Here is a 14,960-nt window from a genome sequence, read left to right as displayed (position 1 = left end):
CGCAAGCGGCTCCAATTGTCTGGAGAACATATTAAAAACTGACTCATCCGTAGTATGTACGCTACCGCACAAAAATGCCGGCATATTAATGGAATACTTGAAAAGCTTACCGTCTTCAAAAAATTCACCCGGGAATACATGCTAATATAAGTTTGGGAACCGCCCGGTGAGAAATGGGAGTGCCGGACGCAGACTTTCGATAATTGTCCCCGCAAGCTGCGCTTATTTTTACAGATTTCTGTATCGAATGCTAAGCTCTCCCTCACATCAGCCCAACCAGAACCGACTGCTCGCCGCCCTTCCGGCATTCGAGTTTGAGCGTTTAAAACCTCATCTGGAACTGGTTCACATGCCCCTCGGCGACGTTCTGTGCGAATCAGGCGGCCGGCTGTCTTACGTTTACTTTCCAACTTCTACTATCATCTCCCTGCACTATATACTGGAAAATGGCGCGTCATCCGAGATTGCAGGGGTGGGCAATGAAGGGATGCTGGGAGTTTCGCTGTTTATGGGTGGTGAAAGCACGCCAAGCTGGGCCACTGTGCAAACCGCAGGTTATGGTTACAGGCTCAAGGCAACATTGTTGATGCAGGAGTTCAATCAAGGCGGACCCGTGCAGCGTCTGCTGTTGCGTTACACTCAGGCGCTCATCACCCAGATCTCTCAAACTGCGGTATGCAATAGGCATCATACGATCGAGCAGCAGCTTAGCCGCTGGCTGTTGTTAACGCTCGACCGGCTGAATTCCGAGGAACTTATCATGACCCAGGAATTGATTGCCAGCATGCTTGGCGTTCGTCGTGAAGGTATTACCGAAGCCGCCGGCAAATTGCAGCAGGGGGGAATTATTCGCTACCGCCGTGGGCACATCACCGTTCTGGACCGGAAGGGACTGGAAGCGCATGTATGCGAGTGCTATGACGTAGTAAGGAAAGAATTTGAACGCCTTGTACGCGACGTTGTAAACGTCAGATAACCGGAAAACCCAGCTTCCTGAGTATGCGCCTGGCTTAACCCCCTTTCTCCCCCTTTCTCCCCCTTTCTCCCTTTTTCCCGAACCTCCCCGGCTCATCCCGCAAGGCATGGGACGCTTCTACACGCCGACCTAACGTCTGCGGGCGTGAACTCCAGGCCGGGAAAACGCGCTTCTCTCTTCCCTTATTTCTCCCTATATTTTCCGTGCAGAGTCCTATCGCCTCCCGCCTCTCCAATTTGACAGAAGAATTATTTAAGACAGGAACCTCCACTCCTTATCCAACGTTCAACCCAATAGCTTAAGCGCGAGAACGAATGTGCGCTGACGTACCGAATGAATCACGTTGCATAAGTATGATTATCCTCAATTTTGATGTTTCCCATACTGAGGCTTACGCCGGACATGCGAGCTCGCTACCGCAGGTTATTGCCGATCTTCGGCATTTTTTTTCTGCTCATCGTCATATTCGTCATCTGGTTCGACTGGAATATGATCAAGCCGTACGCCGAACGCCAGGTCACCGAGAAAACAGGGCGCGAATTCACTATTCGAGGCGACCTGAATGTCAGTCTGTCTCTCAACCCTATGATTAGCGCGGAGGGAATTTCACTGGCAAATGCGGAATGGGGAACGGAGCAGCCGATGCTCGATATCGGCAAGGCATCGTTCCGTATCAGTCTGTGGGATCTGATACTTGGGGATGTCGTGCTTCCGGAGGTATCGATCTCGCGCCCGAGAATCCTTCTCGAAAAGAGCGAAGATGGGAAGCGGAACTGGGACCTGAAAAAACCGGAAGAAGAAGTAGAGCCGCCGAAAATCGGCAGGCTCGCTCTGGAAGATGGAAAGCTCATCTTTCGTGACCCGAAGACCAAGACGGATGTGAACCTGACCATATTTACTGATTCCACGGTGGATGCGCGCGAAATGCCACTGAACGTAACCGCGGAAGGCACCTATGCGGATTTGGCATTTGCAGCTCAAGCACAGGGCGGTCAGTTGACGTCCCTGACGGACAAGACCGCCGCGTATCCCGTTAAAGCGCGCGTCGAGATCGGGACGACTCGCGCGACAGCGGAGGGAACGATTACCGGACTCCAGGAGTTGGCTTCCATGGACCTAAAATTAAAAATTGAGGGGGAAGATATGTCCGCCCTCTACCCGATAGCCGGCATCGTTTTCTTCCCCTCCCCACCGTATGAGATTTCCGGAAACCTCACTCATCAGAAAACCGAGTGGTCGATGAAGGGATTTTCCGGGAAGGTAGGGGACAGCGACATGGGTGGAGACCTGGTTTTTGATACGGGTGGAGAAAGGCCGATACTACGCGGCGATGTGATATCGAAAGTTCTCGACCTCACTGATTTAAGTGGCATGATCGGCGCCAGAAAGGCTCCTCAGCCGCAGGATAGCCCGCAGGAGAAGAAGGAGAAGAAGGCTTCCATCGAGGCCCAGAAGGATCGCCTGCTGCCTGATCAGGAGTTCCGGGTGGATCGCCTGCGGGCGATGGATGCGGACGTCAAGTTTACGGGCGAGTCAATACGCAATAAGGAACTGCCGGTCGAACATGTCCATACACACCTCAAAGTCGATAACGGACTAATGACGATCGACCCCCTCAATTTCGCGGTTGCGGGTGGAAATATTGTAGGCTCGGTAATGATAAACGGACGCGAGGAGATTCCGACTGCGGACACCAGGATTGATTTAAAACGGCTGCAGTTGAGGAAGTTATTTCCCAAAATGGAGCTTACCCATGGGAGTGCAGGCTTGATAGGCGGTGCAACCAGAATAAAAGCGCACGGCAAATCTGTGGGCGGGCTGTTGGCGTCCGCCGACGGCCGCTTCTCGTTGATCATGTCAGGCGGACAAATCAGCAATATGATCCTGGAGATTATCGGCCTCGATGCGGGCGAGATCATCAAATTCCTCTTTGCTGGCGATAAAAACGTCCCGGTTCGTTGCGCTGTAATCGACTACGGCATCAAGCAAGGCATCATGGCCACCGAGACTTTTGTTATCGATACAACGGATACGAATATCCTGGGTGAAGGCCAAATAAGCCTGCTGGATGAAGCGATCGAGATGAAACTGTCGCCCGAGCCGAAAGACTTCAGCATACTCAGTCTTCGTACACCCGTTCATATTGCTGGCACGTTCAAACATCCCAAAGTTTATCCCGACAAAATGCTCGCCATACGTGTCGGCGCCGCGGTCGTGCTAGGCGTTCTTGCAACCCCGTTAGCCGCGCTGATACCGTTGATCGAAACCGGCCCAGGCGAGGATAGTGATTGCAAGGCGCTCATCGCTTCGGTGAAGCAACCGCTGAAAACCAAAAAGGGACACGAGAAAAAAACTGAAGCCAAAAAACCAGTTTTCGAGAAGCCATAGGCAACCCAGCAGCCTTCCCTTGGGTCAGGGATTGTATGGAAGCAGTAATTGCTGTATTGCGCGAAGTTCTTTTTTAACCAATCTGTCGCGCCGCCAGGTTCGACTCACTCATCCCGAACAGGAGGCTACCATTCCACAAGGCGATAAGTCCGCTTATACCGATAAGCAGAAACGTCAGGTGAAACATATTGAAGAAGGATATGAGAAAAAGGGCGTTCCCAGGGATGAGGCGAAGCGGCGCGCCTGGGCGAGGGAGAACAAGCTGTCCGGGGGCGAAAAGAAGTCAGGGTCGGGCAAGGAGTCTAAAAAACATTGAACGACCGTTCTGATCCCGTCTCGTTGCATTTTCTCGTTTCCGGCTAACGAATCGTTGTTCCGGTCACATCCATTGTTTATCGATAGCTAACGAGGTGTTTATCATGGAGAAGGAAAAAGAAATTCCTGCGCAACATCAGCCCCGACAGCCTGGGATCGAGACCGAGATGACCCCGGAGCCTGACTCAACCGTTGAAGAATATAAAGGCAGTGGCAAGCTGGAATCCAAGGTTGCGATTATTACCGGCGGGGATAGCGGTATTGGCCGAGCGGTAGCGGTCGCATTCGCCAAGGAGGGAGCGGATATTGTTGTCGTCTACCTCAACGAACACGGGGACGCCAACGACACCAAAAAGGAAGTCGAGCAATGCGGACGAAGATGCGAATTAATCGCCGGCGACGTGGGCAGCGAAGAATTCTGCGCTGAGGTGGTGGAAAAAACGATCTCCACTTTCGGGCACATTGAGATTCTCGTCAATAATGCCGCTGAGCAGCATGTCCGGGAAGATATCATGGATATCGACAATGCCCAGCTCGAGAAAACGTTTCGCACCAATATCTTCTCGATGTTTTACATGGTAAAGGCTGTACTCCCGCATCTTAAAACGGGGGCGCGAATAATCAACACGACCTCTGTTACCGCCTATAAAGGCAGCGCCCATCTTCTCGACTATTCTTCAACCAAAGGCGCAATTGTCGCGTTTACGCGTTCATTGTCGTTGCAACTGGTCGAACGGGAAATATTGGTCAATGCCGTTGCACCGGGGCCCATATGGACACCATTGATACCTTCCACGTTCCCGCCTGACAAAGTAGCCAAGTTCGGAAAAGACGTTCCGATGAAACGGCCCGGCCAGCCCGACGAGGTAGCGCCGTGTTATGTTTTTCTGGCCTCACGCGATTGTTCCTATATGTCCGGCCAGGTGCTGCATCCCAACGGCGGGAAAATTATTAATGGATAGGGAAAACGCCGGGCGGAGGAGCCTTGCGAGGAACATTGAATAGGGGGGCGAGTTCGTCTTAACATGATCTATCGAGCCCGGTTGGGCGCACTCGTTCAGAACAAAAAGGGCCCGCCCTTTCGCTCCGGACTGCCGGGGCCCGGGGCGCGAAGGAGCGAACAAGGCCCCCGCCCCCCTGGTGCCTGAGGTGCCTGAGGTGCCTGAGGTGCCTGAGGTGCAGCAGCATATCCTGCTTGCGCAGAAGTGGCTCAGGTAAGCTATGATTCATGGTCTTACTCCAGCCAGCCCCGGTGAGGGTTAGGCTCGAAAAACGGAATAGCATTTTCACCCGGCCCGAAGTATAACCTTTAGCCCTGCAGGCTAAAAAACAGGGGCATTACGTATGTTCGGTTTAGGCGGCAAGGAACCTGTAGTAGCGAAGGCAAGCGTTTTGGTCGAATGCCCGCCGTGCGATATTTTCAGGTATCTCGGTGACGGTTTTTTCGATAATTATCCCAAATGGTCGCCCGAAGTCGTCGAACTTGAACCCCTCAACGGCGTGCCGGTGAAACTGGGCACCCTTGCAAGGCAGGTCCGGATTGATCAGGGGCGCCGCAGCGAAAGCAGGTTCAAGATTGATGTTTATGAGCCGGACAAGCGCCTCGGCTTCGCCGGCGTATCCGATCCGTTTCGCTGCGTTTATGAATTACGCAATGTCGATCCTGGGAAATCCACTGAACTGACCTTTACATTCGAACTGAGTGAGATTCAAATGTTCATGCGCCCTTTCGAGAAGCTGATTCGGGTGGTCGTCCAGGAAGGCGCGGAACGTACGGTGAGAAACCTAAAGCGGTTGATTGAAACGAACAAATACGTGACGAAGCCCTCAACCCCATCCCGTTAATATCCAGGAGAAAAAGAATGACATTTGTGGTGGAAAAAGACCCAGGACTGATCCCCCAGATCTTGTCCCAGATACTGGATAGTTCGGTGAATGGCATCACGCTCGTGGATCCCGATCAGGAAGACCTGCCCATCGTCTATGCGAATCGGCAGTTCGAGGCGATGACTGGATATGCTCAGCAAGAAATACTTGGTCGCAACTGTCGCTTCCTTCAGGGAAAGGATCGGGACCAGGACGCCCGCTTTGCCATGAAACGAGCAATCGAAAAACAACAAGGGGTCGAAGTCACCATTCGGAATTATCGGAAGGATGGAGAGCTTTTCTTCAACCATTTGAGCCTTACTCCGCTTTTCGACAACGATGGGAAGCTCATTTACTACCTCGGCATACAGTACGATGTGAATCGCAACCGGGAGATGCTCTCCAAATTCAGCCTGCAGCAGGAAGCGGATACACGACGCTTGCTGTCTTCGCTGCTTCCCAGGCCGTGATACTGAATCTGGAGGGAACCTGAATAATTCACGTCCGAACGCGGAAAAATCCGTGTCGCCACCACCAAGTCAATTACAATAAAAGAGGATTGTTATGGCCCTGCAACCGCCCCTAAAGCCACACCAGCCCCGAGGAGACGACAGGCCGTTATGGGATGCCGTGTTCGCGGTTTACGGCTACCCGGCGCTCCTCATCGCTCATCGACTCAAAGTCTTCCCGCTGCTTGAACAGGGGGCGCGGACGTTGCCCGAGATCTGCACAGCGCTGAACATTAAAAGAAGGCCGGCGGTGGCCATGTTATCCGCCGCCACGGCGTTGGGCTTTCTTTCGCTCCACGACGAGCGTTATTCGCTTACCTCCCTTGCTGAAGATTATCTCCTCGAAAAAAGCCCCAGTTACTTCGGTTTCTTCTGGGATATGATGATCGATAATTCCGAGGTATTTTCCTATGCCAGCCTGGAACGAGCGGTGCTGACTGATGTGCCTCAGGCCTATGGCGGCGGCGACATATACAAATCCCACGAGGAGCAAGCCGAACTGGCGCGAAAATTCACTCGCGGGATGCACAGCATCAGCATGACATTGGCATCCGCCTGGCCAGAGGCCGTCGATCTTTCCGGCCACCAACGGATGCTCGATATAGGCGGAGGGTCGGGCGCTCATACGATTGGCGCGGCTTTAAAAGTACCGCATCTTCAAGGTGTCGTTCTGGATCTGGAGCCGATATGCGAAGTCGCTCAGGAGTTCATTGCTAAATACGGCTTGCGGGATCGGATTAAAACACATGTTGCCGACATGTGGAATGATCCATTTCCTGAAGCTGACCTGCACTTCTATTCCAACATTTTCCACGATTGGCCCTTGGAAAAGTGCAAAGTTCTCGCGGAAAAGAGCTTCGCAAGTATGGGATCTGGAGGACGCATCATTATCCACGATGTGATTTATAACGACGAAAAAACGGGGCCTTTCGCGCCGGCTGCCTATAGCATGTTAATGATGGGCTGGACCGAGGGAGAATCGTATTCAGGTCGGGAGTTGTCCACAATGCTGAAGTACGCTGGTTTTCAGGACACACACGTATATCCGGCCTTCGGCTATTACAGTGTTGTAACCGGAGTCAAACTGTAGAGCGTTACTTGATTGTCAAATGGATGTTTTCTAGCTCGAGCCAAGCTATCCTGATTGATTTCGGTAGAAGATGATGAGCAATTCAACCAGAACATGCGGCTGTTTCTGGATCATTTTAGCCGCGATGGTTGCCAGCCCTTTGGTGGTTCATGCGGAGGAAGATCATGGTGAGAACGCCAGAACACATTTGGAGCAGGCGATTGAGAGTGGAAGGAAGGGCGATGCGAGAGGAGTAGGCCGCCATGCGCAGGAAGCGAAAAGGGAGTTGATCGAAGAAAATAAGGAACATCCTTACACGCACCTGCAAAAGCCGATTTATGGCGAGCATGAGAAGGCGGAACACGATAAGGAAGTGTTTGAAGAAATGGATATCGCCATTGAAGAAGCGGAAGAAGGCGATGTTGAGGATGCCACAGAAGCCGCAGAGAGAGCCGCGCGTCATTTGCGGGAAAAAGAACAATCAAAATGACCGCTGCTGATCTCCCGGATATTTCTACGGAGGCGATTCCCGACTGCCTCTGCCACGAGCTCAGCGAAGAGGCGGCGGCGGAACAGACGAATTAATGCTTCGCCGTTTCTTTAACCGGCTTGTATCCCAACGTTTTCATCGCTGGTGCAATGGATTGCCTGGTCGCTTCATAGTCGGCCCATGGGCTATTGCCTTTGTCCAGACGCTCATGAATATTCGAAATAGACCAGTGATTTGCACTCGCAAGCGACTCCAGTTCTTCCCATGCGACTGGCACTGATACGCCCAATCCCGGGCGAGCCCGCGCTGACCAGGCCGATACAGTGGTCGCTCCGAAACCATTGCGCAGATAATCGATAAAAATTTTCCCAACGCGGTTACGGGAACCGCTCTTTGCAACGAAAAGCCCCCGAATGGTTGCCGCAAGGTGCTGAACAATCGCCTGGGAAAAACCCTTCACCGTATCCCAACCGTGCAACCTCTTAATCGGCACCACAACGTGCAGACCTTTTCCCCCGCTGGTTTTCAGAAAAGACTTCAGCCCCAGCTCATTGAGAAAGATGGAAACAAGTCGGGCCGATTCCTGAATCCGCGGCCATTGCACTCCCTCTCCCGGGTCCAGGTCGAAAGTCATCCTGTCAGGTTTGTCGATAGCGTCTTTTTTTGCGTTCCATGTGTGAAACTCGATGACGTTCATCTGCGCCGCGGACAGCAGGCCGTTAGCGGTTGAGATTTCAAGCAATGGCGGGTGGTCGGGATCCAGGGCAGGGTCAAGCTGGTCCACGCCTTGCATGTTTTCTTTTTCCCAATGCTTCTGAAAAAACAATTGTCCAGAAATACCATCCGGGGCACGCACCAGAGATACCGGCCTTCCTTTTAGATGCTCCAGCATCAACGGCGCAATCAGAGAGTAAAAGCGCACGAGGTCAATCTTGGTTAAATGAGAAGAAGGGTCGATCACGCGGTCCGGGTTTGTTACCTTCAGGGAAGACAATGCAGACGAAGCTGTCGCGGACTTTGCGCTGGTGGCATGCATGGGTTTCTCCCTGACGATGGTTTCAGGCTTCTTATCCGATCTCAATCCGCGAAAAACCGAGTGGCGAATGTGGCCATCCCTGGTCCACTCCCCGAAGGAAACTTCAGCTACCAGCTCGGGCGACACCCAATGCGACTTTTTATCCATTCCAGATGCATCCGCGAAGGGGGAATGCCTGACAGTCAAGCTGTCCAGCTTCGTCTTGAGGTCACGCAGCGTTTTCTCGTTGAATCCGGTACCCACGTTTCCGGCATACCGCAGCTTTTTGTCTTCGTCATAGAAGCCAAGTAGCAGGGAACCGATACCGGCTCGGGAACCCTTGGGGTCGGTGTAACCGCCGATAATAAATTCCTGGCGTTGCGTGCATTTGAGCTTTATCCAATCCGACGAGCGACGGGACAGGTATGCCGAGGTTTTGCGCTTGCCGATCACGCCTTCCAGCCCGAGACGGCAGGCGGAAGCGATGATATCCGCTGCTGGCACGTCGAAGACTTCGCTGAAGCGTATGTGGGACGAAGAAGAGGATTCCAGCAACGAGCTCAGCATTTCCCTGCGTTGCGTTAACGGCACGCGTCGCAAATCGTATCCGTCATAAAACGGCACATCAAAAAGATAGTAGATGATGTTTTGCGTCCTCGCGCTGTCAAAAGCGTTTTGCAATGCCTGAAAATTCGGCAAGCCTTTTTCATCCAACACCACGATTTCGCCATCCAGCCATCCTGGCTTCAATCTCAAGCTGCTCATTGCTTTAACCAGATCGGGCAATTTATGCGACCAGTCATTTCCGTTGCGGGTAAACAGGCGTATCTCCCCACCCTCGACACGTGTCAGCATCCGATAACCGTCCAGCTTGATTTCATAGACCCACTCCAATGAGTCATTGGGAGGCCCGTCCACCAAAGTTGCAAGTTGAGGCTGCAGTTTCGCCGGAAGTCCAGCTTTAACTGCGCCCTCGAGCAAGGCCGGGGAGTTTTTTATTCCTCCGGCCGGTTTCGCACCAGCGGCCCCGGCATCAAGAGGAGCTTCCGGCGTTGGAAGCATGGCGACGCTATCCGGCATTTCATCCACCACACTAAATTTACTCGCGGGTCTCGCGTACTCATCTTTTTCCTTGATAAGCAACCAGGCTTCCTGCTTCTTTTCTTGTTCGTTGCGCATACGGACCAGCGCCCAGCGACCTTTTAGCTTGTGCCCGTGCAGCTCGAATTTCAATTTACCCGCACGATAGCCGCGGTGCGGGTCCTCGAGAGGAACCCACGTTCCCTTATCCCAGATGATGACCTTACCGGCGCCATACTGTCCCGGTGGGATATCGCCTTCGAAGCTGTTGTAGGAAATAGGATGGTCTTCCACATGAACGGCCATGCGTTTGTCATCGGAATCAAAGCTGGGTCCTTTCGGAACAGCCCAGCTTTTCATGGTTCCGTCGAGTTCCAGCCTGAAATCATAATGCAAGCGCGTCGCCCAATGCTTCTGTACTACGAATGATAGCGCGGTCTTGTTCGACCGGTCGCTGGCGCCCATACCGGAAGGTTCGGAGGTAATAGAGAAATTACGCTTCGCTCGGTAAGTCTTTAATAAGTCAGCCTTTGGCATAACTCGAACACCTCGACCCGTATCCCCTTTTGGGAACGCGTAAATTACAGTTATCGGTATGGACGGTCCCGCGACCAGCGTGGTCGGCCCGGTTCTGCTTAATGCGACGAAGGAATGGCGCGGAGGGCGTCCCTTTACCCCACCCTGTAAACTCAAACGAGGAGGCAAAAACGCTTCAATTACACCCCCTCATTACGCTCGGCGCTTATGCGCCCCCTTAGTCCCGGGCTCTGCACGGTCGGCGCCAGCCTTGGCTGGTTTTCTGCCGGGTGTCTTTTCACGCTCTTCCTTGTCCCCACCCTTCTTCAGGCTGCGCTGAAGTAACTCGGTAAGATCGAGAATTTGCGCGCCGCCGCCGAGCACATCCGATTCCTCCGGTTGAGTCACTCTTTCAATGTCGCCCTTCTCCGCCTTCTCATGCACGAGTTTCATGACCTCATCCTTGAATGCATCGCGAAAGTCCTCGGCGTGCCATTTTCCGCTCATATCCATCACCAGCTGCTCCGCCATTTTCAATTCTTTTTCGACGATTCCGGCCTCCTTCGTTCCTTCCGGGGGGAAGCTCAAATTTTCCCAGCTGCGTATTTCGTTCCCCCAGCGCAATAGATTCAGCACAAGCGCCGGGCCCGTCGGCACAAGCGTGGCCAGGTGCTGTTTGGTTTGGATAACTACCCGCGCGACGCCAACGCGGCGTGTCTTGTAAAGGGCTTCCCGCAGTAACGCGTAGACTTTAGCCCCTTTGTTGATCGGCACGACGTAATACGGGCGCTCAAGGTAGACGAAAGGAATATCGGTTGGGGGCACAAACATCTCGATCTCGATAGTTTGTGTCGTTTTGGGATAGGCGGCGGCGATCTCTTCCTCGCTCAGAATGACGTAATTTCCGTCTTCATACTCGATCCCCTTTACAATGTTTTCTCTATCGATTTCCTTGCCGGTTTTTTTGTTCACTCGCTTATAACCAACCGGGTCCATCGTGCGCTTGTCCAGCCAGTCAAAATTCAATCCATGGTCCGTAGTGGCTGAATGAAGGGCTACGGGGATGTGTACCAGCCCAAAACTGATAGCGCCTTTCCATAAGGCCCGGCTGCTTGAAGTAGAAGTCGCCATCATTCAATTCAAAAAAATGACGTTAGTGCGTGCGCTTGGGAAGCAGTGTAATAAAATTTACAACATCGGCATGAACCATCATGCACCAGCCACCCCGCGTTGTATGTGCGTTGGCGCACTAATTCCGAAGCATGCTTTTGTGTTCTTTCGTACGGAAAACAGAACGGATGAATGAGAGGATGCGGTTAGCGGCAACTAGGGAAATCAGTGAAATCAGTGAAATCAGTGAAATCAGTGAAATCAGTGAAATCAGTGAAATCAACATGACATAATGCTATTTCAGGAGAGCAGGAGAATATGGATTATTTTTCCCTACTGCAGTGGCCCGCCATGGTCGTCAACGTGCTCGCGGTCTGGCTGTTGACTTATCAATCGAAGCGCAGGCGCCATGCGGGTTTCGTATGTTCCCTGTTCAGCAACGCCTTATGGATTACATGGGGCTGGCATGCACAGGCGTTCGCTGTGATTGGCCTTCAGTTTGCTTTGGTCGCGCTTAATATCCGCGGAGCGCGAAAAACCGATTAAAACAAATTTGCTCGCTCTGGTTGAGTATACCGCCCAGCCTGGAGCAATAGCCCAAACGTCCGAAAGACGGAACCATCGCTGCCGATCCGGCCGAGCAAATTTTGCTGATAATCGGTATCGGCTGCCTGTCCCTTGTCACCGCCAAAGGAAGCTCTGACACGTCCTCCGCAGAGCGCGTTGAGCGCACTGCGGCAGCTTCCCGGAAACCCAGCCGTAACCGTAATACACCCATCTTGAAACACGTGAATCGCCTGTGCAAACATCTTCCCGGGCGCAACCTGTGCCCGGTGTCCAGAGTTTCCCCCCGTAGCAAACTAATCAGCTTGATTATTTTGATCAATCAAAATAGCCCCGTTACGGGCCGACGCTTAAGGTTGGTTAGCGCGTTCAGTTTCATGTAGCCCCGCCCGGCAATTCAGCCTGAGCCGCGATTTTAGGATATGATTATCGATTCTGTGCTGATCTAGGCCATGCGGACCCTCTTTACCTATTGCATGCTTTTTCCCCGGCGGACGGCGTATGTGCTGATTGCTCTGCTGGCGGCCGGTGTCGCTGAAGGGCTCAGCCTGACCGCGCTTCTCCCGCTGCTCTCGATTGCGGTAGGGGATACCGCCAATTCGGATGTCGGCAAACGGGTAGTTGAAGCGCTGCAAAGCATCGGCATCGTCCCGACCATTGGAGTCATGCTGTCGATTATCGTTGGCGGCATGATAGTCAAAAGCCTGATCCTGCTCGTGGCCAATAGACAGGTGGGCTATACAGTTGCTCATGTCGCTACTGCGCTCCGCCTCGAACTAATCGATGCGCTACTTGCCAGCCGGTGGCAATACTATTTGCGTCAACCCATGGGCTCGCTGGCAAACTCGGTGGCCACCGAGGCATACCGCGCGGCGAACGGTTTTGAACATAGCGTCACGGTGCTGGCGCTGGCGATACAGGTGGTTGTGTACGGGACCGTTGCCATGTTTGTTTCATGGCAGGCTACGCTCACCTCCTTCCTGGCGGGTATCGTGATGCTGCGGCTGTTAAACGAGTTGATCCGCGCTACCCGGAGGGCAGGGACTAAGCAGACACATCTGCTCCGCCACCTGCTGACATATCTTTCCGACGTGCTCGGTTCGGTAAAATCGCTTAAAGCAATGGCACGCGATAATGTTGCAGAGGCTATTCTCCGCGATCAAACCAGGCAAATTGAAAAAGCCACCCGGCGCGAGATCATGGCACGGGAAGCATTGATGGCCTTGCAGGAGCCCATCCTTGCCACTCTCATTGCAACCGGCCTGTATCTGGCGCTTGTAATGTGGGAGCTTTCACTGCCGGCCGTAATGGTGATGGTTTTCCTCCTTACCCGACTCCTGAGTCTGCTCAATAAAACCCAGCGGAAATATCAGAACCTCATGGCCCAGGAAAGCGCCTACTGGTCGCTGCGAACCGCGATCGACGAGGCTCGCGCCGCAGCAGAAAGGACCACGGGTACGCGTCAGCCCACCTTCCAGCAGGGAATCGCCCTGCGGCATATCTACTTCGACTACGGCACGCGGCCGATATTTCAGGATCTCAACCTCGAGATTTCGGTCCATTCATTCACCACAATTGCGGGACCATCCGGCGTGGGTAAGAGTACCCTGCTGGACCTTCTGTGCAGCCTGGCCGAACCGAAGTCAGGAGAAATCCTAATCGATGGCGTGCCTCTGCGTGAAATTAATCCACGCGACTGGCGGCGCATGATCGGCTACGTAGCGCAGGAAAACGTCCTGCTTCACGATACCATCCTCAACAACATCCTGGTCGGCGCTCCGGATCTGGTTGAGGCCGACGCAGAGCGGGCGCTACACCAAGCCGGCGCCTGGGATTTCGTCAGCGCGCTCCCGGATGGGTTGCATACGGTTGTCGGGGAACGGGGAGGATTACTATCCGGAGGGCAGCGACAACGTATTGCAATTGCCCGCGCACTGGCTCATCAGCCTCTTTTTCTGCTGCTCGATGAACCGACGAGTGCGCTTGATCCCGAAACCGAACGTTTGTTTTGTGAAACGCTCCGAAAGCTGGCCCAGACTCTCACCATTGTAGCTGTGTCTCATCAGCCCGCATTAATCAACGCAGCCGATAACATATATACGCTCTCAAAGGGAAAAGCTGAGCGCCTGCACCCCTCCGCGGAGACGGAATATGCTTCGGAAGCCCCATCCGTGTCCCGCAGGGAAGCCACTTCCGGTTTTCGATGAACCGGCGCTAGTTTAGCTACAGGGCTTCCGGCGTGAGCAATTCACTCGACGCTACCCACCCCTAGCGACGAGCGTATCTCAGCGATTACTTGCTCGGGATTCCGGTCAAACTGTTCAATTAATTCATCGTGCTTACTGTCAGCTACCTCATGTTTTGCACCCCAGCGTAACAGCTCCAGAATTGCAGGTATTAGATCAATCCCTTTTTCCGTGACGCTATAGGCTATCTTGCACCCATTACTCGGATCATACCGTCGGAGAATCATACCTGCCGCCTCCAGTTTTCTTAAACGATCAGCAAGTATATTGGAAGCGATTTTTTCAGGCGATGTGAGGAATTCCCGAAAATAACGTTTGCGTTTGAAAAGAATGTCACGCAAGACGAGCAGCGTCCACTTATCACCCAATATATCGAGCGCGCAACTGACTGGACACGAGGAGCGATGGGGCTGAACCTGGGTATTCATTCCAATAGTCTATTTTACTCAGTTGCATTTTGCAAGCAGACACATATATTGTATGTTGCAATCACTTTCAGGGTTTACCAAGAATGCCCTACGAGTTCTCTTACGAGGCTGGCGCACACCTGTTTTGAGCCATCGATTGCTCCACAAAGGCGAGAAATACTTTTCTGTCTGCATGCTCGTTCCTTTACTGATTGTGCCAAGTGTAGAACTCGAAAGCGACCTGTGCGGGTTCCCCAGCGCGCGAAAATGAAGCGGACACCTCATAAATACTTGCATTTTGCAATTTCGTAAGCTAAGCTTTTCTAACTTGCTTATTGCAAGCCAGAACTAAGATCAAAGTGGCTAGCAGATACCGCAATGAAACGAGCCTGGTTAATTTCTCGTATGA

Annotated in this window: 13 protein-coding genes; 10 read left to right on the top strand and 3 right to left on the bottom strand. The window is 52.9% G+C overall.

The genetic code is table 11. The features are described 5' to 3' along the window. Positions 1-247 precede the first annotated feature (247 nt). The 8 genes from R5L00_RS12995 (at position 248) to smbP (ending at position 7,613) form a co-directional block, all read left to right on the top strand. Positions 248-976, top strand: coding sequence for a Crp/Fnr family transcriptional regulator (locus tag R5L00_RS12995; protein WP_107693330.1), 729 nt, complete (start codon positions 248-250; stop codon positions 974-976). 372 nt (positions 977-1,348) lie between these two features. Continuing rightward, a complete protein-coding gene (locus R5L00_RS12990; protein WP_317652166.1) occupies positions 1,349-3,364 on the top strand; it encodes an AsmA family protein in 2,016 nt (671 codons plus the stop codon). A 19-nt stretch (positions 3,365-3,383) separates the two neighbouring features. Then, positions 3,384-3,680, top strand: a complete 297-nt coding sequence (locus tag R5L00_RS12985) for a hypothetical protein (protein ID WP_317652164.1) — start codon at positions 3,384-3,386, stop codon at positions 3,678-3,680. 103 nt (positions 3,681-3,783) lie between these two features. Beyond that, complete coding sequence (locus R5L00_RS12980) at positions 3,784-4,641, top strand: SDR family oxidoreductase (RefSeq protein WP_317652162.1); 858 nt, start codon at positions 3,784-3,786, stop codon at positions 4,639-4,641. Between the two features lie 382 nt (positions 4,642-5,023). After that, positions 5,024-5,524 carry an SRPBCC family protein gene (locus R5L00_RS12975; RefSeq protein WP_317652160.1) on the top strand — a complete coding sequence of 167 codons (501 nt, stop codon included), beginning with the start codon at positions 5,024-5,026 and terminating at the stop codon, positions 5,522-5,524. A 17-nt stretch (positions 5,525-5,541) separates the two neighbouring features. Further along, positions 5,542-6,015, top strand: coding sequence for a PAS domain-containing protein (locus R5L00_RS12970; RefSeq protein WP_317652158.1), 474 nt, complete (start codon positions 5,542-5,544; stop codon positions 6,013-6,015). A 94-nt stretch (positions 6,016-6,109) separates the two neighbouring features. Continuing rightward, on the top strand, positions 6,110-7,144 hold the full coding sequence (locus R5L00_RS12965) for a methyltransferase (RefSeq protein WP_317652156.1): 1,035 nt from the start codon (positions 6,110-6,112) through the stop codon (positions 7,142-7,144). 142 nt (positions 7,145-7,286) lie between these two features. Then, a complete protein-coding gene (gene smbP / locus R5L00_RS12960; RefSeq protein ID WP_317652154.1) occupies positions 7,287-7,613 on the top strand; it encodes a small metal-binding protein SmbP in 327 nt (108 codons plus the stop codon). A gap of 91 nt (positions 7,614-7,704) precedes the next feature. Here smbP and ligD read toward each other — a convergent pair whose 3' ends face one another. Continuing rightward, complete coding sequence (ligD, locus tag R5L00_RS12955) at positions 7,705-10,245, bottom strand: DNA ligase D (protein WP_317652152.1); 2,541 nt, start codon at positions 10,243-10,245, stop codon at positions 7,705-7,707. Positions 10,246-10,437: 192 nt separating this feature from the next. Beyond that, positions 10,438-11,358, bottom strand: a complete 921-nt coding sequence (locus tag R5L00_RS12950; protein ID WP_317652151.1) for a Ku protein — start codon at positions 11,356-11,358, stop codon at positions 10,438-10,440. 294 nt (positions 11,359-11,652) lie between these two features. Here R5L00_RS12950 and R5L00_RS12945 point away from each other — a divergent pair, with 294 nt between their 5' ends. Together R5L00_RS12945 and R5L00_RS12940 are read left to right on the top strand one after the other, a co-directional pair. After that, positions 11,653-11,880 (top strand): hypothetical protein, encoded by a 228-nt coding sequence (locus tag R5L00_RS12945; protein WP_317652150.1) that lies wholly within the window; start codon positions 11,653-11,655, stop codon positions 11,878-11,880. A 470-nt stretch (positions 11,881-12,350) separates the two neighbouring features. Then, positions 12,351-14,105 (top strand): ABC transporter ATP-binding protein, encoded by a 1,755-nt coding sequence (locus R5L00_RS12940; RefSeq protein ID WP_317652148.1) that lies wholly within the window; start codon positions 12,351-12,353, stop codon positions 14,103-14,105. Positions 14,106-14,146: 41 nt separating this feature from the next. On the opposite strand, the gene R5L00_RS12935 is transcribed toward R5L00_RS12940, so the two are convergent. Next, a complete protein-coding gene (locus R5L00_RS12935; protein WP_317652146.1) occupies positions 14,147-14,572 on the bottom strand; it encodes a helix-turn-helix domain-containing protein in 426 nt (141 codons plus the stop codon). Between the last annotated feature and the right edge of the window lie 388 nt (positions 14,573-14,960).

Source organism: Nitrosospira sp. Is2 (genome assembly GCF_033095785.1).
Lineage (GTDB): Bacteria > Pseudomonadota > Gammaproteobacteria > Burkholderiales > Nitrosomonadaceae > Nitrosospira.
Note: the sequence above shows the minus strand (reverse complement) of the source record. Positions and strands in the feature narration are given on the sequence as shown.